Genomic DNA, 25,597 nt, shown 5'->3' with positions numbered 1-25,597 from the left:
GTCTGCTCTAAGGCTGATGTGTCTCGGAAAGAGGGGCCAATACAGGCGACAGGTGTGAAGGTCAAGGCGGGCAAGCACAGTCTGGCTGGTCCGGACCGCATATTTTTCCGGCGCGCGGGTTCCGCTGGAAGCCCTGCCGCCTGCAATCTCTTTACAGGAAGCGAGAGTCTTGATCAATTTGGATCGATCCGGCAGCCAGATTCAAAGGATATTCATGCGTTTCCTGCGGCCTGCCCTTCTTTGCCTCTTCGCCGCGTCTGCCCTGCCTGCTGCCTTTGCCCAGGCCATTGACTATGACCGCCTTGACCAGCGCCTGACCCGGCTCGCCGCCGGAGAGGACATGGTCGGCCTCGCGGTGGCGGTCATCGAAGACGGCGAGATCCGCTTTGCGAAGGGGTATGGCTACACGGAAATCGGCGGCGCGCCCGTAACGGACGAAACGGTTTTCCGCTGGGCCTCCCTGTCAAAGGGCGTCGCGGCCAGCCAGATCGCCATCCTGGCCGGACAGGCCCGGCTCAACCTTTCTGACACGGTGGCGAAATTCAAGACCTCGCTGCGACTGCCCGGCGGCGGCGAGACACGGGCCACGCTGGAAGATGTCCTTTCGCATCGGCTGGGCATCGTTTCCAACGCCTATGACACGACGCTGGAAGACGGCCGCGACCCGGCCCAGATCCGCGAGAGCCTGCGCAGCCTGAAAACGATCTGCCAGATTGGCGAATGCCATACTTACCAAAACGTCGCCTTCGACACGGTCGCGGAAGTCGTCGAACAGGTGACGCAGTCAAAATATGCCGATGCCATCGATGAATCACTGTTCAAGCCTCTTGGCATGGTCACCGCCAGCATTGGCCGTGTTGGCCTTGAAGCTTCTTCCTCCTGGGCCCGCCCCTACACGAAACGCGAGAGGGATGCCGGCCCGCCCCGGCCCAAGACAGTGAATGACGATTACTACCGCGTGCCGGCGGCTGGCGGCGTCAATGGCTCAATCCGCGACCTCGCCCTCTATGCCCGCGCGCAGATGGGGCTGGCGCCCGACGTGCTCAGCGACACCGCACTGGAAATGATGCAGACTCCGCGCATCTATACCAGCCGCGAACAATCCGGCCTCACCCGGCGCTACAAGGGCCATATGAAAGATGCCCGCTACGCGCTTGGCTGGCGTGTCTACAAATATGGCGACACCGGAATCCGCGTTATCGGCCACCGCGGCGCGGTCGAAGGCTATCGTTCGCTGATCCTGTTCGATCCCGAACGCGACACCGGCGTCGTGGCGCTCTGGAATTCAAGTTCGCGCCTGCCTGTCGGCATCGAGTTCGAGGTCATGGACATGGCCTACAACCTGCCGCCGCAGGACTGGATGGAACTCGACACGGACCGCGCCGGCGGCGGCAAATAGGGCCCGCAAGTCAGGCCTCGTCTTCGGGCACCATCTTTTCCAGCCACCATCTGTTATACTGCCAGATCGCCTTTTCCAGCGGCGACAGCCGGCCCTGACGCGTGATCGGGGCGTTCAGGCCCTTCCAGACCGTATCATTCGCGCCAATGTCTTCCTGATGGATCGCGTCGACCATATGGCTGATCTCGTCTGCGATCTGATCGAACCCTTCAAAACCGGCATACACGCCAGGGACACAGATGTGGATCTTCAGCCTCAGCCTTCCGGCCGCTTCCGGGAAGACCTGGTACCAGGTGACAACGCTGCCCTGCACGCCCAGCAGGAAGTGCGGGTAAAGCACGCTGGCGAACAGGTCGCGCGCCTGCCAGTCCTCAAGTCCCTCGACCGGCGGCAATCCGGGCGGCAGCTCGGCATGGGCTGCCGGCATGTGAAGGATGGACCAGGGCCCGTCATTGTCGGGCACGCAGGAATCGCGCGCATGATAGGCAGGCTCGAACGTCTCCGGATGAACCGCAATGTGGTGGTAGGCTTCCATGAAGTTCTCGACGAGGACTTTCCAGTTCCAGTCGCTGTCATATTCCAGCGTGCGGACAACGGCCATGTCCTCAAGCCGGAACTTCTCGAAATAGGTCTCGAACGTCTTGACCTGCGGGGCGAAGGGCGCGGCATCCGGGTCGAAATTGGCGAGGATGAAACCTTTCCATATCTCGGTACGCACCTGCGGCAGGCGGCAATCCGCTTCCGCGAAGTCGTCCGCACCATCCATCAGGGGAGCGCGAACGAGCTGGCCTGCCGTGTCATAGCTCCAGGCATGATAGGGGCAGGTGAAGAGCTTCCGGTTACCGTTGCCCTCGGCAACCTGCGCAGCGCGATGCAGGCAAGTGCGTGACATGACCCGGACCTCGCCATCCTGACCGTGCACGATCATGATCGGCTGGCCCATCAGGTCCATCGACAGATAATCGCCCGGCTGCGCTACCTGGTCGATACGTGCAAGCGGCAGCCAGCTCTTGCGAAAGATCCGGTCCGTTTCCCGTTCGAAGACGTCGTCCCGGATGTAAGCGTTGGGTGGGAGCGTGAATGCCTGCTCCAGAGGCAATCCCACGCGTTCCAGTTCATCGGCCGTGAGGCCCGCCAGCATATCTGTCATGTTGATCCTCCCGCGACAAAAATGACACATGCGTCAACTTTTGTCGAATGCAGGGCCGGAACTAGCGTACATCCTCGACAAAAGGTGACGCATGTGTCACCTTTTTGCCGCGACGGGAGGATCCGGAATGACATTCATCTTGAAGACCATCTTCCAGTATGGCGCGCTTGTATTTGCGTTCGGCTTCATCGCGCCCCTGACAATGCAGATCATCACGCGCGCCGGGATTGACCTGCCCTTCGGACTGACGCCGCTTGTGGCCGGCCTCAGTCTGGCCGTTGTCTGGGGCGGGATCGCCCAGTACCGGGGTCGCTGGGTATGACTGACATGCCGCTAGGCAATTCCGACGCCGACCTGATGCGCCGCGAACGCGAGATCGCCCGGCGGCATATTGGCAAGTTCCCCTGGCTGTCCGTCACCTGGGCCCTTCTAAACCTTGCGGTCTGGCTGTCGCTGTGGCCACTCGTTCTCACCGGCACGCTATCGGTCTGGATCGCGTTCCCGATTGCCACGCTGAACGTGATGCTGTGCTACCTGCCCTCGCACGAGGCCCAGCACGACATCATCGCCCGGCCTGGCGACCGCCTGCGCTGGCTCAATGAACTGGTCGGCCATGTCTCGACCATTCCGCTCGTATTGCCCTACCGGGTCGCCCGCCTGACCCATCTGGAGCATCACAAGCACACCAATGACCCGGACCTCGACCCGGACTATGGCACGCACGCCTCCGGCCCGCTCGCCGCGATCTGGAACAGTCTCCAGGCCCGCCAGCCCGGCGTCCAGAATGCCTATGGCGAAACCCTTCAGCGGATCGGGCGACCGGACGTCATGCTGGACGCGGCGCTGGCGACACTCGCTTACTATACCATCCTGTTTGCGATGGCCTGGAGCGGTCATGCGATCGAGGCCGCGCTCCTGTGGTGGCTGCCCCGGCATATCGGGCAGACCTATATCGTCTACTATCTCAGCTGGGCCCCGCATCATCCCGCCAAGGAAACGGGGCGTTACCGCAACACGCGCGGCTTCCGGGCCGCTTTCGGGAATATCGCTTCGATGGGCATGCAATATCATATTGTCCACCACCTGCACCCGCGCATCCCGCTGATCCGCACGCCGCGTGCCTTCCACGAGATGCGCGACGTGCTGGAGGCCCGCGACTGCCGCCTCGAAAACATCTAGGGTCACACAGCCGATCACGGGCGTTTGATCGCGCCTGCCACAAGCGTTACAGGCAAAGGTCGCGCTGACAGGATATATCTCGGTCTTCAATCGAAGGCCCGAATCCATGCCGCTATCCCGAGTCCTGCTTGCCGCCGCGCTGATGGCGATGCCGCTTGCCTTGCCGGCGCAGGCAAGGGATCTAGCGTCCGGCATCAAGGAAGACCCAAGCATGGCCAAGGCCCAGCACGCCCAATGGACGCGCCTCCTGGCGAAGTACGTCCACACGTCTGACAATGGCGCTAATCGGATCGACTATGGCGCCCTGAAAGCCAATGCGGCCGACCGCGCAGCGCTCGACGCCTATATCGACCGCTTCGCGGAGATGGACCTCTCCGGCACGAATGACGCCGCCTTCGCCGCGTGGGCCAATCTCTACAATGCCGTGACGGTCCGCTACGTCGTCGAGAAATACCCGCTCGGCTCGATCAAGGACGGATATTTCTTCGGCGGCCCGTGGAAAAAGATCATGGTCACCGTCGGCGGCGGGAAAGTCTCCCTCGACGATATCGAGCACAAGATCCTGCGACCGAAATTCCATGAGCCGCGCGTTCACTATGCCATCAATTGCGCCGCCATCAGCTGCCCGAACCTGATGGCAAAAGCCTGGGAGCCGGCGACGCTGGATACCGATCTCGACGCAGCGGCCCGCGCTTATGTCAACGATCCGCGCGGCGTGAACGTGACCGACAGGGGCCTCGTCGTCTCATCCATCTATGACTGGTTTGCCGCCGATTTCGGCGGTTCGAAACAAGCTGTCATCGACCATTTGCTGAAATACGCCGATACTGGCCTCGCCAAGCAGATCCGCGCCAACCCGAAGATCCGCTCCTTTGATTATGACTGGTCCCTCAATGACTCCGAATGACGCCCCGGCGCCCAAGCCGACCCCGCTCGCGATCCGTCTCTGGCCGCTCTACGTGATCGGCGCCGGCATTCTTGCCGCATGGGCCTTCGGCCTGTTCGACTATCTTTCGCTCGAAACCCTGCGCACCCGGCAGGACGCCTTGCGTGGTTTCGTCAGCGACCATCTCTTCGTGGCCGTCGCCGCCTATGTCCTGATCTACGCCGCCGCGACCCTGTTCATGGTCCCGGGCGCGCTCTGGATCACGATCGCAGGCGGCTTCCTGTTCGGCCTGATTGGCGGCACGCCTGCGACGATTGCGGGCGCGACCCTCGGCGCAAGTCTCCTTTTCTTTGCCGCACGCACGTCGCTAGGTGCAGCGCTGCACGAACGGGCCGGGCCCTTTGTCAAAAAGATGGAGCGCGGCTTCCAGGAGGATGCGCTTTCCTACATGTTCGCCTTGCGTTTCCTGCCGATCGTCCCGTTCCCGGTCGCCAATATCGCGCCCGCAATCCTTGGAGCAAAGTATCGCGAGTATGCGATCACGACCGCACTCGGCATCATTCCCGGCGTCCTCGCCTATACGTGGATCGGCGCGGGCCTCGGCGCGACCTTTGCCGCCGGCGAGGACCCCAACATTGCCAGTATCGCAAGAAACATGGCGCCAGCCGTTGTCGTCCTGGGCGTGGTGTCGCTGCTCCCGGTCGCCTACAAGAAACTCTTCTCAAAGAAAGCCGCCAGGCTCGAAGGGACAAACTGATGCACGATACGAAACTTGCGGTGACAGATGACAAGGCCGACCTCGTCGTCATCGGCGCCGGGTCCGGCGGCCTCTCCGCCGCAGCCGGTGCGGCCATGTTCGGCCTCAAGGTCGTGCTCTACGAAAAGCACGAAATGGGCGGCGATTGCCTGAACTATGGCTGTGTTCCATCCAAGGCCCTGCTCAGCGCCGCGAAGGCCGCCCAATCGGCCCGTGACGCCGGCAAGTTGGGCGTCAATGTCTCCGCACCAACGACTGACTGGGCAGCGGTGAAGGCTCATGTCCGTCACGCGATTGATACGATTGCCCCGGTCGACAGCCAGGAACGGTTCGAAGGCCTCGGCGTCACCGTCATCCGCGAAGCGGCCAGCTTCGCCGACCCGCGCACGATCACCTCCGCCACGACCCGCACCCGCGCCCGCCGAATCGTCATCGCCACCGGGTCGACCGCCTTCATCCCACCCATCGAAGGGCTCGCATCGGCGCCCTACCTCACCAACGAAACCATCTTCGCGATGCCGGACTTCCCGGAGCATCTGGTCATCCTGGGCGGAGGTCCCATCGGCATGGAAATGGCGCAGGCCTTTACCCGGCTAGGCGCGAAAACCACCGTGATTGAAATGGGCCGCGCGCTCGGCAAGTCCGATCCCGCGCATGCGGCCGTAGCCCTCGGCGCCCTGCGCGAGGAGGGCGTGACCGTTCTCGAAGGCCACAAGGCCGTACGCGTCTCTTCCGAAGACGGACATATCAGGGTGCATGCAGAACATGAAGGTGTCACCAGAACGATCGAAGGCAGCCACCTGCTCGTCGCCGTCGGCCGGCGAACCATGCTGGACGGTCTCAATCTCGACGCCGGTCGGGTCGATCATGACCGCAAGGGCGTCATTGTCGGCGACAATCTCCGTTCGCGCAGCAATCCGCGTGTCTGGGCCCTTGGCGATGCGGCAGGCCGTGAGCAATTCACCCATGTTGCCGGCTGGCACGCCTCGGTCTTCGCCCGCCGGGCCTTCTTCAAGCAGGGCACCAAGGCCAGCAGCCTGCCAATCCCAGCAGTGACCTATACGTCGCCGGAAGTCGCCCAGATCGGCCTGACCGAAGCGGAAGCCCGCGAGAAGTTCGGCGACAGTGTCGCAACTTCGTCGTTTGCATTCCACGAGAACGACCGCGCGATCGCCGAAGGCAAGACGCTGGGCGAAACCAAGCTCGTGATTCGCAAGGGTGCGCTTCTGGGTGCCTCCATTGTCGGGGAAGGTGCGGGCGACATCCTGCAGCTCATCAGCGTCGCCATGTCCAACGGGCTCAAGGTGCAAGACCTCACCAATTTCATCTCGCCTTATCCGACACGGGCCGAAATCGTGAAGCGCGCGGCCTCGGCCCACTTCACCGAAGCCCTCACCGGCAAGTCAGCCCGGCGCCTTGTCGGCTTGCTCCAGCGCATCCCGTAAGCTAGTTCAGCGCGGGTGAGCGACGAGACCCGGACCGCCCTTTCACGCGACCTGCCCGCACCTGCGCTCTCGCGCTGGTTCGAAAGCCTGTCCTTTCGCCTGTTCGCGCTGACAATCGCCTCGATCCTTCTGGTCGAAGGCCTGATCTTCGTGCCGAGCGCGTCGGGCTTTCGCAATGCCTGGCTGCAGGAACGCGTGCAGGCCGCCCGAACAGCCGCCCTGGCGCTGGATGCCGCACCCTCGCGCAGCGTGTCGGACGAACTCTCCGACGAACTCCTGATGAGCGCCGAAGTGCTCGCTGTGACAGAAATCGAAGACGACATGCGCGTGCAGCTCCTGCCGGCGCAGCAGGCGATCACTGGCCAGATGCACGGGCTTGACCTGCGCGGCTCGACCATGGTCAGCCGTTCGTTCTCCGCGATGGGTGCCTTCTTTGCGCCTGACGACCGCATCCTGGTCATCCTCGCCGACGGCTCGGCGCCGGGCCGCGTCATGGAGATCGTTGTGCCCCAGGCACCCCTCAAGGCCGCAATGCTGGCTTATGCCCGCCGGATCGCCGCGCTCTCGCTCCTGATCGCCTTTGTCGCGGCCACCATCATCTATGTCATGCTCCACTTCCTCGTCGTCCGGCCCATGCGCCGTGTCACGCTAAGCGCGGAACAGTTCCGCGACGACCCGGGCGCCTGGACCCGGCGCCTGCCGCCCACCCGCCGCCGCGACGAGATCGGACGGGCACAGAATGCCCTCGCCGACATGGAAGAAACCGTAGCGACAAGTTTCCGCAACCGGGCCCACCTCGCCGAACTCGGCGCGGCCGTCGCCAAGATCAATCATGACCTGCGCAATTCACTGGCTTCGGCGCAACTCGTCTCCGATGTCCTCGCCCGCTCGGAAGACCCGCGCGTGCAGAAGGCCGCGCCGCGCCTTGAGCGCGCACTCGAACGGGCGATCAGCCTTGCCACGCAAACGCTCGATTATGGCAAGGCCACACCGCAGGCTGCGCGACTGGAACCGGTCGCGCTCCATGCGGTGCTCGACGAATCCGCCGCCGAGGCGCTGGCCACACATCCAGGCGTCGACTGGGGCAACGAGGTGCCGGCGACCGTCAAGGTGAACGCCGACCCGGACCACCTTCACCGGATCGCAAGCAACCTCATCCGCAACGCCGCCGAAGCCATGGCGGCACAAAACGAGGGCGGATCGCGCATCACCGCCTCCCTGTCTCCGCTCGGGCTTGAACTGGCCGACACCGGACCGGGCCTGCCGGACTCGGCCCGCGCGAACCTGTTCAAGCCCTTTGCCGGAAGTTCGCGCAGCAGCGGCACCGGCCTCGGCCTCGTGATTGCCCGCGAACTCGCGCAAGGCATGGGCGGCGACCTGGTGCTGGCCACTACGGGTCCAGACGGTACGGTGTTCCGGCTCAGCCTGCCTGGGCTCGGCGCGTGAGCGGTTACGCGCCGCCTCAAGGCAAGCCCAGCTACATCCATATCGACCCCGACCTTGTCGTCATCGACAAGCCTGCCGAACTGCTCTCCGTACCCGGACGGGGCCCGGAAAAGGCCGACTGCGCGATATCTCGCGTTCAAGCCGACTACCCCGAAGCGCTGACCGTCCACCGTCTCGACATGTCGACCAGCGGGCTGCTTGTGTTTGCGCGGTCGAAACAGGCCCAACGGCGGCTGTCGATCCAGTTCGAAAAAGGCGTGATCGCGAAATCCTATGTCGCAGAAGTCTGGGGCGCGCCCGTTCCGGATTCCGGCGTCATCGACTTGCCGCTCGGACAGGACTGGCCCAACCGTCCGCGCCAGAAGGTCGATCATGCCAAAGGCAAACCCAGCCAGACTCAATACCAGGCAATTGGCACGCATGATCATGGCGCCCGCCTCGCGCTGACCCCGCTTACCGGCCGCACTCACCAGCTGCGCCTTCACCTGGCGGCCATCGGCCACCCCATTCTCGGCGACGATATCTATGCCCATGCCGACGCGCTGGCAGCAGCGCCCCGGCTGCACCTGCACGCTACGCGGCTTGAACTCATGCACCCCACCAGCAATGATCGCCTCCGGTTTGAATGTGTGTGCCCGTTCTGAATCCCATGCGCCCTTGACCTCACCCGTCTTTTTGTATATCGTTTTTCGATAATAGAGGGCCACGCCATGCACGCTGAAATCGTCCGCCTGTCGCTTCATCATGTCGATATCAAGATCGTGTCGGGCGATCGCATGCACGTCCTGCAATGGCGCCGGAACCTGCTCTGGGATGAAGTCCTGCTGAACGGCACTCGACAAGCGGCCAGCCACGGCCTCTGGGGCCGCGAGAACGTCTACGGACTGGTATTTGGCCGCGACCTTGACGGGTCCGGCGGCGAACAGGTGATGCTGCTGATCGATCCCGGTGTCGGCTATTCCAGCTGGACGACCAGCGAGCAGCGCCTGAAAGGCGTCCGCCTTGAAGGCAAGGACGGCCCGCTCGTCTCCTATGGCACGCTTGATCCCAAATCGCTCGAAAAGCCCGCGACCTTCTCCGACTGGATGAAGAAGACGATGGGCATCGACTGGGGCATGGGCACAGACCGCCCTAACTGAGCCTTTTCTTTGTTCGGCCTTCATGCGCACGCGCCGTCGCTGGCGCGTCCGGCCAGTCATGCTTGGGATAGCGCCCGCGCATGTCCTTCGCCATGTCGCGATAGCCATTCTCCCAGAAGCGCGGCAGGTCCTGCGTTGTCGCGGCGGGCTTCATGCCCGGCGACAGCAATTCCACCGTCACCGGCACCCGGCCCGATGCAACCGATGGATGGGTGCTGAGCCCGTAAAAGGCCTGGGCCCGCGCCGAAACCAGCGGGGCGCGCGGATCGACATAGTCGACCGACGCCGTCTGGCCCGAGGGTAGCGTCAGCGACCGCGGCGCATGCAGGCGCAGTGCATCCTGCAACTGCCAGTCAAGGGAATCGACAAGCGCGTCGCGCACATTGCCGTCGCTTGGCACACGAGCGCCCTGGCGTTTCAGCAATGGCATCAGCCAATGCTCGGCAGTCTCCTGCAAGCTCGCTTTCGTCAGGCCTGCTGGCTCGACGAGGCCTGCACGCTCGAGCACGCCCAGCCGCCCCAGCGTCTCGTCCACGACATGGCCCGCGCCAATCGCGCCAAAGCCTTCCGCCAACACGGCCTCCAGCATCGCCCTTGCGGCAACTTTTGGGGCCGGCTTCGGCAAGGGTGCTTCCGACAGGACGATTGCCCCCATTGCCTTCACACGGCGCGCCGTAAACCGCGCCGTTTTCGAATCGAACTCTGCACGTTCTTCGGTTGTTACCTTGCCCAGGGCCAGTACGTCCGTTTCGCTGAGCGGCGCGGCCAGCGTGATCCGCGCCTGCCCGCTCGCACCGCCAAGGTCTGCGACGACAAGCCACTCGGATTTGGCGAGGCCGTCCGTTTCCGGCAAGCTGGCGGCCCGGCCCGAGGCCATCAGGTAGACGCCCGCACTGCCGGGCCGTGCCCGCGCAATCTGGTCAGGCCAGGCCTTGGCCAAAAGGTGGGCGATGTCGCCCTGCGGGGCGGCGCCCTTTCCCCAGCTCCTTGCCTGCTGCTGCAGGGTCCGCGCGCGCGGAGACCTGTCCGCCCGGAACCGCGCCAGCCGGTCGCGTATGTCGGCAGAATTCCCGCCAATGCCGCGCTCCCCTGCCAGCGCTGCAATTTCGGCCGCCAGCGCACGTTCCCCCGCCGATCCGGCCCCGGCCACCAGTGCGGCCAGGCGTGGCGACAAGGGCAGCCCCGCCATCTCGGCCCCGAGCGGGGTCAGCCCCCCGCTGTCATCCAGCGCGCCGAGCTGCACCAGCATGTCGGTTGCCGCTCTCACTTTCCCGGCTGGCGGCACATCAAGCCAGGTGAGATTGCCTGCGTCGCGCTCGCCCCATTCGGCCAGCGCCAGCACGAGGCCGGACAGGTCACTGCTGAGAATTTCCGGTTGCGGCGCCGCAACCAGACCGCGCGTCGCCGCCTCGTCCCACAAGCGATAGCAGACGCCTGGCGCCGTACGCCCTGCCCTGCCCCGCCGCTGGTCAACGGATGCGCGCGAGGCCTTCACCGTGGTCAGGCGCTGGCCAAGGCCACCTGCATCGTCTTCGGCAACCCGCGCGAGCCCGCTGTCGATCACGATGGTCACGCCTTCGATGGTCAGCGCGCTTTCGGCTATGTCGGTGGCCAGCACGATCTTGCGCGTGCCCGCCGGTGCCGGGGAGACTGCCGCGTCCTGCTCGGCGGGAGACAAGGCGCCGAATAGCGGCGCCACCACACAATCTGCAGGCAAGTCTCCGAGCCGTTCGGCGACCCGGGATATCTCACGCGCACCGGGCAGGAATGCCAGCACGGATCCTTTCTCCTCCCGCAGCGCCCGGCGGACTGCTGCTGCCATCCGGTCCTCGGTCCTGTCAGTCGACCGCCCGAGATACCGGGTCTCGACCTCGAACTGGCGCCCGGCGCTCTCGATTACAGGCGCGTCAATCGCAGCGGCGACCCGGCCCGTGTCCAGCGTCGCCGACATGACCAGTATCCGCAGGTCCTCGCTGAGCACGCCTTGGGCTTCCAGCGCCAATGCCAGGCCCAGATCGGCATTGAGGCGCCGCTCGTGGAATTCATCGAAGATCACGGCCCCGACACCCTTCAGCTCAGGATCGGACAGGATACGCCTTGTGAACAGGCCATCCGTGATGACCTCGATGCGCGTGGCGGCTGAAACCTTGCGGTCCACCCGCGTTGTCAGGCCGACAGTCTGGCCCAATTGCTCGCCAAGGCTCTGGGCCATGCGCATCGCGGCCATCCGGGCCGCCACCCGGCGCGGTTCCAGCAGCAGGATACGCCCGGTGACGGTTTCCGGCATGCCGATCAGCCCCGCGAGCGCAAGCGGCACGCGCGTGGTCTTGCCCGCGCCCGGCGGAGCGGCCAGTACAAGGCGCCGCCCATCGCGCAGCGCCGAACAGACTTCGGCCAGCACGTCGTCGATGGGCAGGGGGGCGATATCGGCGCTCATGCGGCGCAGACATACGGTGCCACACGCAACAAGGGCAACGACTATTGCATGGGCAGCCTGCCGCCGGGCAAGGCAATCGCTGTCTCGGCATTTGCGTTCCCCGCAAAGCCAACCTACCGTCCCCGCTTCAGAATCGATGGGAGTGTCGAATGGGCTGGTGGTTTCAGATAGATTTGTGGAAGCGCGTCATCTCGGCGCTTGTCCTTGGCCTGGTTATCGGACTGGGAATGCGGGCCAGTTTGGGCGCCGATACGGCCAGCGCCATCGCCAATGACAATATCAAATGGATCGGAGACCTGTTCCTGCGCCTGATCCGCATGCTCATCGTGCCGCTGGTCTTTTTCACCCTCGTTTCCGGTGTGATTGCCATGGGCGATCCGAAGCGGCTCGGCTCCCTCGGCATCAAGACTCTCGGGCTCTATTTCGGAACCACGGCAATTGCAGTGACGCTCGGCCTGATCATGGGGACGATTTTCCAACCCGGCGCCAGCCTGAATGCCGAGTCCTTTGCCAGCATCGATACCAGCTTCATGGAGCAGGCCACCGACAAGGCCGAATCGGCAGGCGGGATCATTGACCGCCTGCTCCAGATCGTGCCGACAAATCCGATCCAGGGCCTCGCCGAAGGCGATATCCTGCAGATCATCTTCTTCGCCATCCTTTTCGGAATCGGGATCCTTCTGGCCGGAGAGGCAGGCAAGCCTGTGGCAAACTTCTTCGATAGCGCCTCCGAGGTAATGACCAAGGTGACCGAGTTTGTCATGGAGACAGCTCCTGTCGGCGTGCTTGCCCTGATGATCTGGATCATGGCAACGCAAGGCCTTGGTGTACTGCAGAGCCTCGGCACGCTGACCATTGCGCTCTATCTCACATGTGTCATCCACATTGTGGTCACCTATGGCGGCATCATCAAGGGGCTGTTGCGCCTGCCGCTGATCCCGTTTTTCCGGGGCATCACAGATGCGCAGGCCGTGGCCTATTCGACGGCGTCCTCCAGTGCCACCCTGCCGGTCACGATCACCTGCGCCGAGGAAAACCTTGGCATCGACAAGGCGGTTGCCGCCTCCGTCCTGCCGCTCGGAGCGACGATCAACATGGACGGAACAGCGGTTTATATCGGCATGGTGGCCCTGTTCGGGGCACAGGCGCTCGGCGTGGATGTGACACTTGGCCAGTATGTACTCGTCGCGCTGATGGCGACGCTGGTTTCAATTGGCGCAGCAGGCATTCCCAGCGCCGGCCTCATTCTTTCGGGCGCAGCCCTTGAACAGGTCGGCATCCCCCAAGCCATGGCCTGGGCGATCATCGGCTTCATCCTGCCTTTCGACCGGCTGCTCGACATGATGCGCACGTTGACCAACGTTTCCGGCGATACGGCCGTCGCAACTGCTGTCGCCAAATGGGAGGGCGAGCTCGACGAAGTCGTCTTCCGTGCCCGCGACCGTTTCTGAGTCGTCTACCTCTGGTCATGCTGCGTTCACCTCAAGGATGGTTTTACGCCGTTCAAGCAAAAACGGGAGACTAGAACGATGGCTGGAACCAACCTTTTCGACATGCTCACACAGGCCAGCGGCGGGGCTGCTGTTCAGCAAGTCAGCAAGCAAACGGGCCTCGCGCCTGACCAGACCCAGATGGCAATCAAGGCATTGTTGCCTGCCATCGCGGCAGGACTGCAACGCAATGTCGGCCAAAAGGGCGGACTGGAATCGCTGCTCGGCGCCCTTCAAAACGGCCAGCATGCGCAGTATCTCGACCAGCCTGATTCCCTTTCACGGCCCGAAGCCATCACGGATGGCAACGCCATTCTCGGTCACCTGCTCGGCTCCAAGGAAACCAGTCGCGCTGTGGCGGGTCAGGCTGCCCAGAAAACCGGGATCTCCCCGGATGTCCTGAAAATGGTCCTTCCCATGGTCGCCTCGATGGCGATGGCCTCGCTGTCGAAACAGGCCAAGAAGCCTGACGTCATGTCGGCCTTTGCAGGCATGCTCGGCGGCGCCCAGCCACAACCGGCACAGGCCGGACTTGGTGGCCTGCTGGGCGGGTTGCTCGGCGGTGAAAAGAAGCAACAGGCCGCGCCACAAGGCGCGCTTGGCATGTTGGGTGGCCTGCTGGACGCCGACGGCGACGGCAGCCCGATGGATGACATTTTCCAGATGGTCATGAAACGGAAGTAATGCCCTTGGTGGACCGCGCCGCAACTCGTTACCTTGCGTTCGGCGCGGCCTGCCTTTTCCTGTTTGCGGCGATGGCCCTTGGCGTGGCCGGCGCCTGGGACGTCATCACGCTTGATCTGGCCATAGCCGATTGGGTGGCAGGCTGGCGCAACCCGGCACTGACCGACGCCATGCTCGCCATCACATCGCTCGGCGATGGCGCCTATCTCAAACCCATGGGCGTACTCGTGGTGATCGCCCAGACCACGCAACGGGCTTGGCGCCCGGCTGCGGCCACCGCGACCGCATTCCTGTTGCTGCCCCTGCTGGTCAATCTCATCAAGTCCGGCGCGGCACGCTCCCGTCCGACAATCGATCTCTATGCCGGAGCCGATGGATTCAGCTTTCCCAGCGGACATGCGGCAAACGCCACCTTGATCTATGGCGCCCTGGCCTTGCTGGTGTTCCGGTCGCTGAAGGGCCCCACGCGATGGATCGCGACGGCGGTGCTTGCACTGCTCGCCGTCCTGGTCGCCGCCTCGCGCGTCTATGTCGGCGCACACTGGCCAAGTGACGCGCTGTCCGGGCTTGCCCTTGGCGGGCTGTTCTTGACCGGACTTGCCTGGGTCCTGGCACACCCGTCCCACCCCCCTGCCACTCCCCGCACCACACACCTCGTACTGGCCTGTTTCGCTCTTACCGCCCCCCTCTATGCATGGTACGCACTGCCCTTTGCGCACACGTTTTACGAGGCGCTCTCCTAGGCCCGGAACGCGATGCTAACCCGCCGGAAAATTCTCTCCCTCGCGATTCCCATCGTGCTGGCCCAGGCCGCTACAGCGACGACCGGTATTGTCGATACTGCCGCCATGGGCCGGTTCGGCGACAAGGCAGACCTCGCCGCCGTCGCCATCGCTGCCGTCGCATACAGCTTTATCTATTGGGGTTTCGGCTTCCTGCGCATGTCGACCACGGGCCTCTCGGCACAGGCCAATGGCCGCGGTGACAGGCCCGAAGTCCGCGCCATCCTGCTGCGCGCCCTGCTCCTCGGCGGCGCGATCGGGGCGGGCCTTTTCCTGCTGTCACCCTTGCTCAGGTGGCTCACATTCGCAGCCTTTGCAGGAACAACCGAAGTCGAATCGCTGGCCGCCGGCTATTTCAACGCCCGCATCTTCGGCGCCCCCGCCTATCTCATGGGCCTCGCCATATCCGGCTGGCTGCTGGGCACTGGAAAGACCGGACAGATGCTCGCCATGCAGGTCGTGCTTAACAGCGTGAACGTCGTACTGGACGTTTGGTTCGTCGCCGTTCTGGACCTTGGCCCGACAGGGATCGGCGCAGGCACGGCGATTGCCGAATGGACCGCGCTCGTGTTCGGCCTTGTCCTTGTGCGCAAGGGCTTCCGGTCACCCGCGCGCCTTGCCGATCCGGCCAAGCTGTCCGCGCTCTTTTCTGCCAATCGCGACATCATGATCCGCACACTGGCGCTGGTGTTCTGTTTCGGCTGGTTCGTGCGCTCCGGTACGCTGATCAGCACGGCCGCCACGGCGGGGAATGAAGTCCTGCTGCAATTCATCACGGTTGCCGCCTTCGTGCTCGACGGATTTGCCTTCGTTGCCGAGAAGGAAGCGGGCGAAGCCTATGGCGCGTCCGACGGCAAACGGCTGGCGCGGGCCATGCGGCTGACGTCTGAATTTGCATTCGGCTTCGGCGCCGTGTTTGCCCTTGCCTATTTCATCGGTGGCGGCTGGGTGATCGAAGCGTTCATCGCCGATCCTGAGGCGCGCCAGGCGGCCCTGGATTTCCTGCCCTATTGCGCCGCCGTTCCCCTGCTGGGCGTCACCGCTTGGCAACTGGACGGATTGTTCCTCGGCACCACGCAAGGCAAGGCGCTGCGCACGGCGGGTGTCATCTCGGCCCTGCTTTACCTTGCGACGGACATGATGCTGCGTCCTGCCTTCGGCAATGCGGGCGTCTGGGCGGCGTTCCTGACGATGTATGTCTATCGCGCTGCGGCGCTCGGCTGGTTCGTGCCGGGCCTGTTCAGAGGTCTTGCCCGACCGCCTGTTCCAGCGACGTAAAGCCATCCGCCTTCAGCAAGGCGGCCAGCTCACTGTGGATATCCGCCACGAGGCCGGGGCCGGAATAGACGAGCGCCGAGTAGAGCTGCACGGCATTCGCGCCGGCACGGATTTTCGCATAGGCGTCGGCCGCACTGGAAATACCGCCTGCGCCAATCAGGTCGAATTCACCCTTCAGCGCCTTCGCGAAGGCTTTCAGTATGTCTGTCGACGGACCCATCAGCGGGGCGCCCGACAGGCCGCCGGCCTGACCACGGTGGCGGCTTGTCAGGCTGTCAGGCCGGGCGAGCGTCGTGTTTGACACGATCAGGCCGGACAGCCAGGCGCCCTCCTTGCGCACCACGCCGGTAATGTCGCGAATGGCCTCTGCATCAAGATCCGGCGCAACCTTGAGAAAGACCGGCTTGCCGGATCGGTCGGCCGCGCCGCAGGCAGACAGCAGCGCCTGAAGCGAGGCCTTGTCCTGCAGGCCCCGCAATCCGGGCGTATTGGGCGACGAGATATTCACCGTGACGTAAGCGGCATGTGGCGCAACGGCCTCGATGCCCTTCACATAGTCGGCGATACGGTCCGTGCTGTCCTTGTTGGCGCCGACATTGGCGCCGAGCGGCACGGGCGCGCGATATTTCGACAGGCGCCGGACAAAATAGTCGAGACCGTAATTGTTGAAACCCATCCGGTTGATCACGGCCCGGTCTTCACTGAGGCGAAACAGGCGCGGCTTGGGGTTTCCGGGCTGCGGCCGGGGCGTGACCGTGCCGCATTCGATGAAACCGAAACCGAACCGGGCCATGGCTGAAGGCACTTCGCAATTCTTGTCGAAGCCTGCAGCCAGACCGACAGGGCCCGCGAGTTTCAGCCCGGACTTCGGCAGCATCGTTGCCAGAACAGGATCGAATCCCGGCGCGCGGATCGGCACGCCCAGGCCCTTTTCAAGGGCCTTTATCGTGGCGGTGTGGGCCGCTTCCGGTGGCAGCAGTTTCACCAGCGCTACGCCCAGATCCGTAAGGCCCATCTAGAAATCCTCCGGCAGGACGGGGGTGCCGCGGGAATCCTGCGCAAGGACCCATTGGCGGCAGGCGCGCTTGATTTCGAGACCGCCATAGAGATGAGGGAACAGGATGCCGCCCCGGCTGGGTTCCCATTTCAGGGGCGGAAGATCAGCGATCGCGAACTCGAGCAGGACCACGTCCTCCTGGCCCGCATAGTGCAGTTTCGCCGTTTCGGCGACGGTGTCGCGCGAGGAGAGGTGGACATAGCCATCTGTCCGGTCGAGTGCTGTCGCCGTCGCGCCAGCGGCTTTGGCCGTCTCCCAATCGGGCTGTGTCAGCAGCTTGTAGACATGTGTGTGAGTCATGTCGGGCGTTTCAGCAGGCTTTGGGCCGCGCGGCAACTCGTGGCTTGAGTCCCGGACGCATTGTGCGATCCTTTGGCTGTCGTGCTGGAAGGGAATGGACCATGGCCGAGGACATTGCCGATCACGCCTTCCTCAATGTCCGGCTGGAGAACGGGCGGACCGTGGAGGAAGAGCTGCGACGGCTCGGCGTGTTTTCGCGGATGCTGGACTCGCAGTTTTCGGTCCTGGGCGTCCGGTTCGGCGTGGATTCGCTACTCGGTCTCATACCGGTCGCCGGCGACGTTGCCACGGGAATAGCGGGCACCTATGCGCTGTTCACGGCGATGCGGCTGAAGCTGCACCCGATGGCGGTGGTTCAGATCGGATGGAACCTGCTATTCGATACCGCCATTGGCGCGATCCCGGTCCTCGGCGATGTTTTCGACTTCTTCTTCAAGTCAAACACCAAGAATTTCAGGGTGATAGAAAAGCACCTTACCCGCAAGGCACAACGCCATGCCCGACAGAAGGCCGCGTCCCGGGCCTGAGATCAGGTGAGCGGCAAGGCGCTGGTATCCGTCGCCCGCGCGAGAACCCAGCCGCCTTCCGGGGCCTCGCACGCCGCGAACCGGCCACGCTCCTGCCCGGGAAAGGCGTAGGCAATATCGCGGCACATGACCGAGACTTTCATCGGGACAACGTCAGAGACGAGCCGGACAACGGAATCGGTCGGCTGGGCCGTATATTCGATGGTTCGCACCGTCGGCTTGCTGGCTTCACGCGTTGTCGACCGCTCGATCAGGATGGTCAGGTCACGGCCATCCGGGGTTTTCAGGATCTGGGTAGTGCCGTCGGCCTGAGTGTCGACGAGGCGCAGGAAATCCGTCTTCAGGGTATTTAGCATATTGGAATCAAGGGTTTGCGCGGCAGTGAGTTCGGTGCGCTCGGCCACGAACTCGTCCACGTTGCGCGCCGTGACAGGAACGGGCGCGGGAGCGGTGTTGAAGGGGCGTACCGTGGGGGTGGCGCGGGTGTAGGACGGGGGCGGGACGGGGCGGGTGACGGGGGCGCTGAGGGCAGCAAGGACGATGCCGGAACCCGCAGGCTTGAGCGTGGCGGGCGGGGGAACGGCGCCCGTATGCGCGACCATCTGACGGGTGCGGCGCGGGGTGGGTGAGGAGGTGGCAAGACCAGTGTTGGTGGTGGGAACCGCGACGCTGGCCGTGAGGGCAGCGAGGCGCGTTTCCTCAGCCGCCGCAGCGGCGGCGAGACGCCGTTTCTGGTTCTCGACGGCGAGTGCGGCGAGGCGCTTCTGTTCGGCCTTCGCGTCGGCCTTGGCTTTCAGGTCTGCGAGGCGGCGGGCCTCGGTTTCGGCCTCGGCGAGGCGGCGTGTTTCGAGATCGGCGAGGCGCCTGGCCTCGGCGGCGGCGGCAGCGTCCTGCTCGGCCTTGACATTGGCGAGCCGGACCTTTTCCGCCTCGGCCACGCGGGCCGCTTCGGCTTCGGCGAGCCGGGTCTTTTCACGTTCGGCAGCGGCGAGGCGGGCCTGTTCGGCCTCGGCCGCCTGCTCAGCGGATTCAGCGACGCGGCGGGCTTCAGCGTCGGCAATGGCGCTGGCCGCGCGGAGCCTTGCCTGTTCGGCCTCGGCGGCGGCGGCTTCACGCTGGGCCGTCTCATAGGCCGCCTTGTTGGCGGCGAGCCGGTCGGCGAGGCCGCGATAATCGAACCATGGTGTGGCCGCAGCCCCTTCCGGCGTGGACGCTGCTGCCATGGCAACAGGCGAGGCCGCGCCGCCGCCGGGCGTGAGCGACGGGGGCAGTTTGGCCAGCGGGCCGGAGTCGGCCTCCTTGCCGCTATTCAGCGCGCTTTCGGCCGCCATGACCGACAGGCCGGCCAAGCCGAGCACGGCGAGACCGGCAAAGGCAAATTGGGACATATCGGCGAGGCGATTGCCGCCCTCATCATCCCCATCGCCGCCGCTGCCCGACAGGACGCCGCCCTTGCCATTCTTGCCGAGCGCGAGGAAGCCCGGATCGGCCGAGACGGCGCGCAATGGGCGGATCGGTCCGCGCGGCGGCGGATTGGCGGTCCGGGGCCGCGTCTGCGCCTGGTTTTCGATACCGGAAATGATGGCCAGCGTGGATTGCGGGCGCACGCCGTCGCGGGCGCGCAGGCGCGCGCGGAACGGCATGTCGAGATTGGCCCGCGCTTCCGCCCGTCGGCCAGCGTCCTGCGCGGCGCGCACCGTGTGGCGCACGCTGTCCGGAATCATCGGCTGGACCGGCTGCGGCTTGATGAAGTCCTTGGTGAACATCTGGGCGGTCTGACGCCCGGCAGGGCGCTCCTGAATTGAAAGGTGTGGGCCATTTATAGCGGCTTAAGGCTTCTTTAACCATAGGAAATGGCCCGGCGCCCGGCTTGTCACTGCCTGCTTCTGTCCTTAATGCAACACTGCTTGACCCTATGCACAATAAAGGTGCCCGCCCATGCCTGCCAAAGCCGCCCCGAAGAAAGTCGTCCTCGCCTATTCCGGCGGTCTCGACACGTCGATCATCCTGAAATGGCTGCAGACCGAGTTCGGCGCCGAAGTGGTGACCTTCACGGCCGACCTTGGCCAGGGCGAGGAACTGGAACCGGCCCGCAAGAAGGCGCTGGCCGCCGGGGTGAAGCCGGAAAACATTTTCATCGAGGATGTGCGCGAGGAATTCGTGCGCGATTTCGTGTTCCCGATGTTCCGCGCCAATGCCGTGTATGAGGGCGTCTACCTGCTGGGCACCAGCATCGCACGGCCGCTGATCGCCAAGCGCCAGATCGAGATTGCCGACATGGTGGGCGCCGATGCGGTGTGTCATGGCGCGACCGGCAAGGGCAATGACCAGGTGCGCTTCGAGCTTGGCTATTACGGCCTGAATCCGGACATCAAGGTGATTGCGCCGTGGCGGGACTGGGACTTCAAGTCCCGCACGGACCTCCTGAAATTCGCCGAACAGCACGGCATCGAAATCGCCAAGGACAAGCGCGGCGAGGCACCGTTCTCGGTGGATGCAAACCTGCTGCACTCCTCGTCCGAGGGCAAAGTTTTGGAAGACCCGGCGGTGGAAGCGCCGGAATTCGTGCACATGCGGACGATCAGCCCGGAAGAGGCGCCGGACAAGCCCGAGACCATCACGATCGGTTTCGAGCGCGGCGATGCCTGCGCGATCAATGGCGAGGCGATGAGCCCCGCCACGATCCTCACGACGCTGAACGCCTATGGCAAGAAGCATGGCATCGGCCGGCTCGACCTGCTGGAAAACCGGTTCGTGGGCATGAAGTCGCGCGGCATTTATGAAACGCCCGGCGGCACGATCCTGCTGGTGGCGCACCGGGGCATCGAACAGGCCACGCTCGACCGCGGCGCAAGCCACCTGAAAGACGAGCTGATGCCGAAATATGCCGAGCTGATCTATAACGGCTTCTGGTGGAGCCCGGAGCGCGAAATGCTGCAGGCCGCCATCGACCATTCCCAGCGCTGGGTGACCGGCGAGGTGACGATCAAGCTTTACAAGGGCCAGGCCTACCTGACGGGCCGCTCGTCACCTTATTCTCTGTACTCGGAAAAGATCGTCACCTTCGAGGACGATCACGGCGCCTATGACCAGAAGGATGCGGAAGGCTTTATCAAGCTGAATGCGTTGCGGCTCAGGCTGCTGGCGGGACGGGACCGGAAGTTCGGGAAGAACTGATTAAAGACTGCTCTCTCTTATCTGACCGGACCTATCTCAGCATTTATAACAGTGGCTTCTATTATCGCCGTGATTTACCCATTGCAGATGGCAGACCGGGATTGGCAAATTTGTTTCGACGCCATGTTCGCAGCCCCAAATGTCCCTCGCGGTCTGGCCGATTTGACGTGGAGACAGCAGTTTCTCGAGTTTGGAAGGGCGTTAAACCCGTTCACCGCGTATTTCGTAATTCCGGTTGGGCTGAGCTTTAATCCGTTCGTATTGGGCGCATACAACGCTCGATTATTTCGAACCAGGTGCATCTGGCTACTTGGCCTTATGCTTACCTGTTCGGTAAGCATTTATATTTCTGGCCGATTGGACGCTTCGACGTGGCACGATTGTGACCGCAAGGGCACTGAATTGGCGATCCTCATAATTCCGCTTTTTATTTGTGCAGTAGCCGGATGGATCGCTTGTGTAACTTTTTTGATTGCGAAGGTCACCAATTGGCTCAGCACACGTAGGACGGGGTGAGCACGATACCCACCACCTGCATCCGCCGTTTAACCTGCCCGGCGAGATACACTTTGCTAACCCACCCTACGATTTCCTCCCGCTCTCTCGGCGCGCGTCATCCCGGAATTTGCGCGCGCAAATATCCGGGACCCAGTTTGGTGCACGCGCGCAGACCATAGGTCCCGGACAAGCCCTGCGGGCTTTCCGGGATGACGTGCCCGGCGTATCTCAAAACCGCCATACGGTGGTCATTTCCCAGCCGGTCGGCTCATCGCCCTCATATTCACAGGAGTCCACAATGCCGGATTTCAGGCGCATCTCCCGGACCGCACGCATTTCTTCCTCGGTCGTGCCTGCTGGAAACGTGCTCACTTCCCTGATCGATTTGGCCATTTTATTCTTCCTTTCTTCTATGGGCTGGGTTGGGTCAGTTTTTCGATCGCGGTCTGCCAGGCGTCGAATGCGGCATCGTCATTCGAGACGGCCAGCTGATTGAAGATGAACTTAAGAATGTTGCGGCTGTCCGCTTCGTTCTGGGTCGCGAATCCGGTCGGGAACCGCGCGTCAAGAACTGTGATTGCAGCCGGCGGTATCGCCGCTGGCGGAGCAGCAATCAGGCCCTGCATCTGGCTCTCCGTCAGCTGGTCCAATGCCTGGTAAATGTTGGTCTGAACCACTTGCGTATTCTGGATCAGTCGTTTGCTGGGTGTCAGCTGTAGTTTGATTTCAAAGTCGGCATCGGCTTTTTGCTGTCCGGCATCGGCTGTGATCGCCGCCAGTGCGCCAGGCACCGATCCTGCAACATAATAGGCTTCCAGATCAGACAGGGCGACCGCCAAAGGATACTCGTCATCGCTCAGCTTCAAGCGTTTGAGGATTTCTGCGCGCACCTTTGTCCGCTGGGCGCGCATCATGGCGATGACGGCATTCTGTGTCTTGTCACGGTAGACATTCGAGTCGACGGAGGCGCTGGTTGCGTCGAAGGCACCTGAAACCCCCGACAGGATCTGGCTGGTTTGCCCCGCGCTCGTCAGAGAGCCCGCCATCCCGAGGGCCGATTTGAATGTGTCCCCGCCGACGAGCAAGGTCGAACGCTGGGAAAACATGGATTTCTCGAATTCTGCAAAGCGAATGTCGATGATCTGCATACGCGCAGTAATCGCCTCGTCACGGTAACTCATCTTGTCTGTGGCAGGCAGATTATACACCCTGATCATCTCCTCCATGGTGTATTTTGCGCTTAGCGTTGACACGGCCTCTTGAGCCGTCCCGTCGCGCTTTGGATAACCTTGCAAAGACGTGCAACCTGTTATTGCCAGAATCGCTGCAAGGCAGGCTGCTGTCATGAGGCGTTTACGAAGCATTTTGGGTGTTCCTTTTCCTACGGCCGCTTTGCGAGCGTCCGGTCGCCCGGCGGGAGCAACCACTATCGCAGGATAACGCCTAGGTGTTGCAGGCGATGTGACCGCGATCACGGATGCGGAAAATGCAAGGATGGCTCACGCGGAGTGATGCCACCCGCTCACTCTCCCGTATGATCTGCGCGGCAGGATACGCTTCGCTATCCCACCCTGCGGGACCTCTTCAGACGCTCCGAGCACGTCATCTCGGAATTAGCGCGAGCAAATATCCGGGGTGCCGTCTCTCAAGCGGAAGCGCTGGGTCCCGGACAAGCCCTGCGGGCTTTCCGGGATGACGGGAGGGGGATAGGCTGAGCCCATGAAATCCCACGCGATCACCTATTGGACAACACCGCCGATCTCGGTGATGACGTATTGGGTGCACCGGGCGCTGGATGGGGAGAGCGTTTCGCGCGCGACGCGGTTCGATCCGCCACGGCCGGGGCCGGTGGGCGGCAAGGGCTGGCCGGTGTTGACTGTGGCGGTGGACGGGGTGGAGCTGGTGTTCACGTCACTGGCCGAACTCGACACCTATGTCGATGTCATGTCGCGAAAGCCCCCGCCCTCGAGCCGCGCGCTGTCACGCGCCTTTCCGATTGGACCGAACTCGCACTGGCTGAGCCGGTTACCGAAAAAGGCAAAGTCCGTGAAGCACCGCGAGACGGCGGTGAAATACTTGCGCGAGATACGCGGCGAGTTTGCGGCGGTGGCGGAGCGCTCCGGATAAGCCGCTTTTCAAACGCTGCTTCTATTTGAGGCTCTCGACAATCTTGAGCGCCGATTGCCAGCGGGCGGCGTCTTCCGTGGGCGCACTGGCGCGGGCGGCAATGTCTGTCAGCGCCTTTTCAAGGCCGAGGCGGCGGACAGTCGTCATCGCGATAGAGAAATCCTCCGTATCGCAATAGTCGGCGCGGGGCGTGCCGAATATCCAGGCCGTGCCGGACTTGATTTCCTGCTTGCCAAGAATGCAGCGCTGTTCCGGCTCGAGGCTGAGCCAGGTGATGGCCTGGAAGTCTGAGAAGGCGGCACCGAAAATGTCCGTATGACCGAGGCCGCCATTGGAGCCCTGCGTCGTGTCGACCGTGTTGAGACCGGCGAGCAGGACCGGCTCTGTGGCATCCCCTGCACGGCGGCCCGAGCCGTTGAAGCGGCGCGAGGCCTGGAGCGCGCGATCCTTCGAGCTGGCATAGAGGGTCATGTCCTTGGCGAGTCCGTCGACGCGGCTCATCAGGGTGATGAACTCTTCGGCATCGACATCGGGCGAGGCGAACACGACCTGGTCGAAGGGCTTGGGCACGGCGCGCTCGTCGTCGGCCATTTCCTGCAGGGCCCGGACGAGGAATTCATTGCCCATGGAATGGGCGACGATGTTGACCCGTTCCGCGCCGGTCTGCTCGGTGAGCACGTGGAGGAAGTGCTCGAGATCGTCGATTGTCTGTTGCGTGATCTGCTTGCGGTCGGCCTTGTAGCCGAAAATGCTGCCGGCCGAGGGCCAGGAATAGAGCACGGGCGCGCCGTCGATCTCGAGGTCGACTGCGAGCTGGGCGGTGCGTTCCACGGCGGTGGGGAAATCATTATTGTAGCCGTGGATGAAGATGAAGATTTCGCGGCGCTGCGACCGGGCGAGCTCGATCCGCACATTGGCGAGGAATTCCGCCATGCTTGCGTCAAGCCTCATGTCGCCGAGGATGACGTATTTTGCCGGGTTGGGGCGCCGGTCGAAGGTGAACAGGCCGGGCTTGGGAATTTCGCCGAGCGCACGGTTGCGTGGCACCGAGACCATCACGCTGCCGGTCTGCAGCGGGGCGGACTTGCCGCCAAAATAGGTTTTCGCGTCGAGCACGGGGCGGCCATCGACGCGTTTCAGCCTGCCGCCTTGCGGCGCGCGATTGGTGCCGAAGAAGACGCGGACGAGGTCGAAATCCGGTTCGACGCCGCCGATGGCGCTGGCCGATTCGCTGGCGACGGCGACGGGACGCTCGCGCGCGCGTTCGACGCTCTGGATCAGGGCGGCGTTGACCTGGAGGCCGGTAATGTCGGTGATGCGGGCCGTATCGAGGCCATTTTCCACGGCGAAGGCGAGGAGCGGGGCGAGACGGGGATGATCGGCGCCCAGATGGATGCGGACGAGGCGGGCGGCGCTGGCGATCTCCTCGGTGGCCCGGGCCGTATCACCGGCCCCGAGGGCGATCTCCGCCATGCGGGCGCGCAGGTCGATCTGGTAGGCGAAATTGGGCGGGGTTTCGGCGCTCGCGGTGGTGAGGACGCGGTGATAGGCGGCCAGGGCCGCCTCGGCCTGGCCGGCCTCGGCCAGGATATCGCCAAGATCGGTGCGCAGGTCGCCTGTGACATCCGGATCGGCCAGCAGGTCGCGGGCGAGGGCGACTTCCTGTGCGGTATCGCCAGCCGCCTGTGCATCGCCCAGCAGGACGAGCCGGTCGGGCGCGGGCTTTGAGGCGCAGGCGGCGAGGAGGACGGCCAGCCCGGCCAGCATGAGCGTCGTCAATGGCGTGCGGATGAAGTGTTTCGGCATCTGACCTGTCCCCTGTTTGCGCCATACCACCCT

The 25,597-nt window shown here is 63.7% G+C and carries 24 protein-coding genes; 16 read left to right on the top strand and 8 right to left on the bottom strand.

The genetic code is table 11. From position 1 onward, the window contains the following. Positions 1-214: 214 nt before the first annotated feature. Positions 215-1,399: a serine hydrolase domain-containing protein gene (locus AC0L7I_RS04350; RefSeq protein WP_473398320.1), complete on the top strand. Its 1,185-nt coding sequence runs from the start codon at positions 215-217 to the stop codon at positions 1,397-1,399. Positions 1,400-1,409: 10 nt separating this feature from the next. On the opposite strand, the gene AC0L7I_RS04345 is transcribed toward AC0L7I_RS04350, so the two are convergent. Continuing rightward, positions 1,410-2,549, bottom strand: coding sequence for an aromatic ring-hydroxylating oxygenase subunit alpha (locus AC0L7I_RS04345; RefSeq protein ID WP_473398319.1), 1,140 nt, complete (start codon positions 2,547-2,549; stop codon positions 1,410-1,412). A 127-nt stretch (positions 2,550-2,676) separates the two neighbouring features. Here AC0L7I_RS04345 and AC0L7I_RS04340 point away from each other — a divergent pair, with 127 nt between their 5' ends. The 8 genes from AC0L7I_RS04340 (at position 2,677) to AC0L7I_RS04305 (ending at position 9,401) form a co-directional block, all read left to right on the top strand. After that, complete coding sequence (locus AC0L7I_RS04340) at positions 2,677-2,871, top strand: hypothetical protein (RefSeq protein ID WP_473398318.1); 195 nt, start codon at positions 2,677-2,679, stop codon at positions 2,869-2,871. After that, complete coding sequence (locus tag AC0L7I_RS04335; RefSeq protein WP_473398317.1) at positions 2,868-3,728, top strand: fatty acid desaturase; 861 nt, start codon at positions 2,868-2,870, stop codon at positions 3,726-3,728. The genes AC0L7I_RS04340 and AC0L7I_RS04335 overlap by 4 nt, the downstream gene beginning before the upstream one ends. Positions 3,729-3,834: 106 nt before the next feature. Continuing rightward, on the top strand, positions 3,835-4,635 hold the full coding sequence (locus AC0L7I_RS04330; protein ID WP_473398316.1) for a DUF547 domain-containing protein: 801 nt from the start codon (positions 3,835-3,837) through the stop codon (positions 4,633-4,635). Further along, entirely contained in the window at positions 4,622-5,371 is a 750-nt protein-coding gene (locus AC0L7I_RS04325) for a TVP38/TMEM64 family protein (RefSeq protein WP_473398315.1), read from the top strand. The genes AC0L7I_RS04330 and AC0L7I_RS04325 overlap by 14 nt, the downstream gene beginning before the upstream one ends. Continuing rightward, entirely contained in the window at positions 5,371-6,816 is a 1,446-nt protein-coding gene (locus tag AC0L7I_RS04320) for a dihydrolipoyl dehydrogenase family protein (protein ID WP_473398314.1), read from the top strand. Before AC0L7I_RS04325 ends, AC0L7I_RS04320 begins: the two co-directional genes overlap by 1 nt. Positions 6,817-6,831: 15 nt before the next feature. Next, positions 6,832-8,262: a sensor histidine kinase gene (locus AC0L7I_RS04315; RefSeq protein WP_473398313.1), complete on the top strand. Its 1,431-nt coding sequence runs from the start codon at positions 6,832-6,834 to the stop codon at positions 8,260-8,262. Then, positions 8,259-8,906 (top strand): pseudouridine synthase, encoded by a 648-nt coding sequence (locus tag AC0L7I_RS04310; RefSeq protein WP_473398312.1) that lies wholly within the window; start codon positions 8,259-8,261, stop codon positions 8,904-8,906. The genes AC0L7I_RS04315 and AC0L7I_RS04310 overlap by 4 nt, the downstream gene beginning before the upstream one ends. Before the next feature lie 66 nt (positions 8,907-8,972). After that, the gene (locus AC0L7I_RS04305; protein WP_473398311.1) at positions 8,973-9,401 is read left to right on the top strand and encodes a hypothetical protein; all 429 of its coding nucleotides are present in this window, start codon (positions 8,973-8,975) and stop codon (positions 9,399-9,401) included. On the opposite strand, the gene hrpB is transcribed toward AC0L7I_RS04305, so the two are convergent. Next, a complete protein-coding gene (hrpB, locus tag AC0L7I_RS04300; protein ID WP_473398310.1) occupies positions 9,394-11,838 on the bottom strand; it encodes an ATP-dependent helicase HrpB in 2,445 nt (814 codons plus the stop codon). The two genes, AC0L7I_RS04305 and hrpB, sit on opposite strands and share 8 nt — an antisense overlap. Positions 11,839-11,987: 149 nt before the next feature. Here hrpB and AC0L7I_RS04295 point away from each other — a divergent pair, with 149 nt between their 5' ends. The 4 genes from AC0L7I_RS04295 to AC0L7I_RS04280 all read left to right on the top strand — a co-directional run bounded on the left by AC0L7I_RS04295 (position 11,988) and on the right by AC0L7I_RS04280 (position 16,072). Continuing rightward, the gene (locus tag AC0L7I_RS04295; protein WP_473398309.1) at positions 11,988-13,289 is read left to right on the top strand and encodes a dicarboxylate/amino acid:cation symporter; all 1,302 of its coding nucleotides are present in this window, start codon (positions 11,988-11,990) and stop codon (positions 13,287-13,289) included. Between the two features lie 78 nt (positions 13,290-13,367). After that, positions 13,368-14,012 (top strand): DUF937 domain-containing protein, encoded by a 645-nt coding sequence (locus tag AC0L7I_RS04290; RefSeq protein ID WP_473398308.1) that lies wholly within the window; start codon positions 13,368-13,370, stop codon positions 14,010-14,012. Next, the gene (locus AC0L7I_RS04285) at positions 14,012-14,755 is read left to right on the top strand and encodes a phosphatase PAP2 family protein (protein ID WP_473398307.1); all 744 of its coding nucleotides are present in this window, start codon (positions 14,012-14,014) and stop codon (positions 14,753-14,755) included. Before AC0L7I_RS04290 ends, AC0L7I_RS04285 begins: the two co-directional genes overlap by 1 nt. A gap of 12 nt (positions 14,756-14,767) precedes the next feature. Then, positions 14,768-16,072 carry an MATE family efflux transporter gene (locus tag AC0L7I_RS04280; RefSeq protein WP_473398306.1) on the top strand — a complete coding sequence of 435 codons (1,305 nt, stop codon included), beginning with the start codon at positions 14,768-14,770 and terminating at the stop codon, positions 16,070-16,072. Here the strand turns inward: AC0L7I_RS04280 and AC0L7I_RS04275 are convergent. Together AC0L7I_RS04275 and AC0L7I_RS04270 are read right to left on the bottom strand one after the other, a co-directional pair. After that, positions 16,035-17,087, bottom strand: coding sequence for a quinone-dependent dihydroorotate dehydrogenase (locus AC0L7I_RS04275; RefSeq protein WP_473398305.1), 1,053 nt, complete (start codon positions 17,085-17,087; stop codon positions 16,035-16,037). The two genes, AC0L7I_RS04280 and AC0L7I_RS04275, sit on opposite strands and share 38 nt — an antisense overlap. Continuing rightward, entirely contained in the window at positions 17,088-17,429 is a 342-nt protein-coding gene (locus tag AC0L7I_RS04270) for a DUF952 domain-containing protein (protein ID WP_473398304.1), read from the bottom strand. It abuts the gene before it with no gap. Between the two features lie 101 nt (positions 17,430-17,530). On the opposite strand from AC0L7I_RS04270, the gene AC0L7I_RS04265 reads away from it, so the two are divergent. Beyond that, the gene (locus tag AC0L7I_RS04265) at positions 17,531-17,956 is read left to right on the top strand and encodes a DUF4112 domain-containing protein (protein ID WP_473398303.1); all 426 of its coding nucleotides are present in this window, start codon (positions 17,531-17,533) and stop codon (positions 17,954-17,956) included. A 2-nt stretch (positions 17,957-17,958) separates the two neighbouring features. On the opposite strand, the gene AC0L7I_RS04260 is transcribed toward AC0L7I_RS04265, so the two are convergent. Continuing rightward, entirely contained in the window at positions 17,959-19,722 is a 1,764-nt protein-coding gene (locus AC0L7I_RS04260) for a hypothetical protein (protein WP_473398302.1), read from the bottom strand. 172 nt (positions 19,723-19,894) lie between these two features. Here AC0L7I_RS04260 and AC0L7I_RS04255 point away from each other — a divergent pair, with 172 nt between their 5' ends. Then, positions 19,895-21,133 carry an argininosuccinate synthase gene (locus AC0L7I_RS04255; protein WP_473398301.1) on the top strand — a complete coding sequence of 413 codons (1,239 nt, stop codon included), beginning with the start codon at positions 19,895-19,897 and terminating at the stop codon, positions 21,131-21,133. A 726-nt stretch (positions 21,134-21,859) separates the two neighbouring features. On the opposite strand, the gene AC0L7I_RS04250 is transcribed toward AC0L7I_RS04255, so the two are convergent. Further along, complete coding sequence (locus tag AC0L7I_RS04250) at positions 21,860-22,024, bottom strand: hypothetical protein (RefSeq protein ID WP_473398300.1); 165 nt, start codon at positions 22,022-22,024, stop codon at positions 21,860-21,862. 17 nt (positions 22,025-22,041) lie between these two features. Then, positions 22,042-22,839, bottom strand: a complete 798-nt coding sequence (locus tag AC0L7I_RS04245) for a hypothetical protein (RefSeq protein ID WP_473398299.1) — start codon at positions 22,837-22,839, stop codon at positions 22,042-22,044. A 511-nt stretch (positions 22,840-23,350) separates the two neighbouring features. Between AC0L7I_RS04245 and AC0L7I_RS04240 the strand changes: the two genes are divergently transcribed. Further along, positions 23,351-23,758, top strand: coding sequence for a hypothetical protein (locus AC0L7I_RS04240; RefSeq protein WP_473398298.1), 408 nt, complete (start codon positions 23,351-23,353; stop codon positions 23,756-23,758). Positions 23,759-23,779: 21 nt separating this feature from the next. On the opposite strand, the gene AC0L7I_RS04235 is transcribed toward AC0L7I_RS04240, so the two are convergent. Beyond that, positions 23,780-25,564, bottom strand: coding sequence for an alpha/beta hydrolase (locus AC0L7I_RS04235; protein WP_473398297.1), 1,785 nt, complete (start codon positions 25,562-25,564; stop codon positions 23,780-23,782). Positions 25,565-25,597: the final 33 nt, after the last annotated feature.

This window comes from Hyphomonas sp. J20-32 (genome assembly GCF_055808555.1).
The sequence above is the reverse complement of the archived record's forward strand: the minus strand, read 5'-3'. Positions and strand labels throughout refer to the sequence as shown.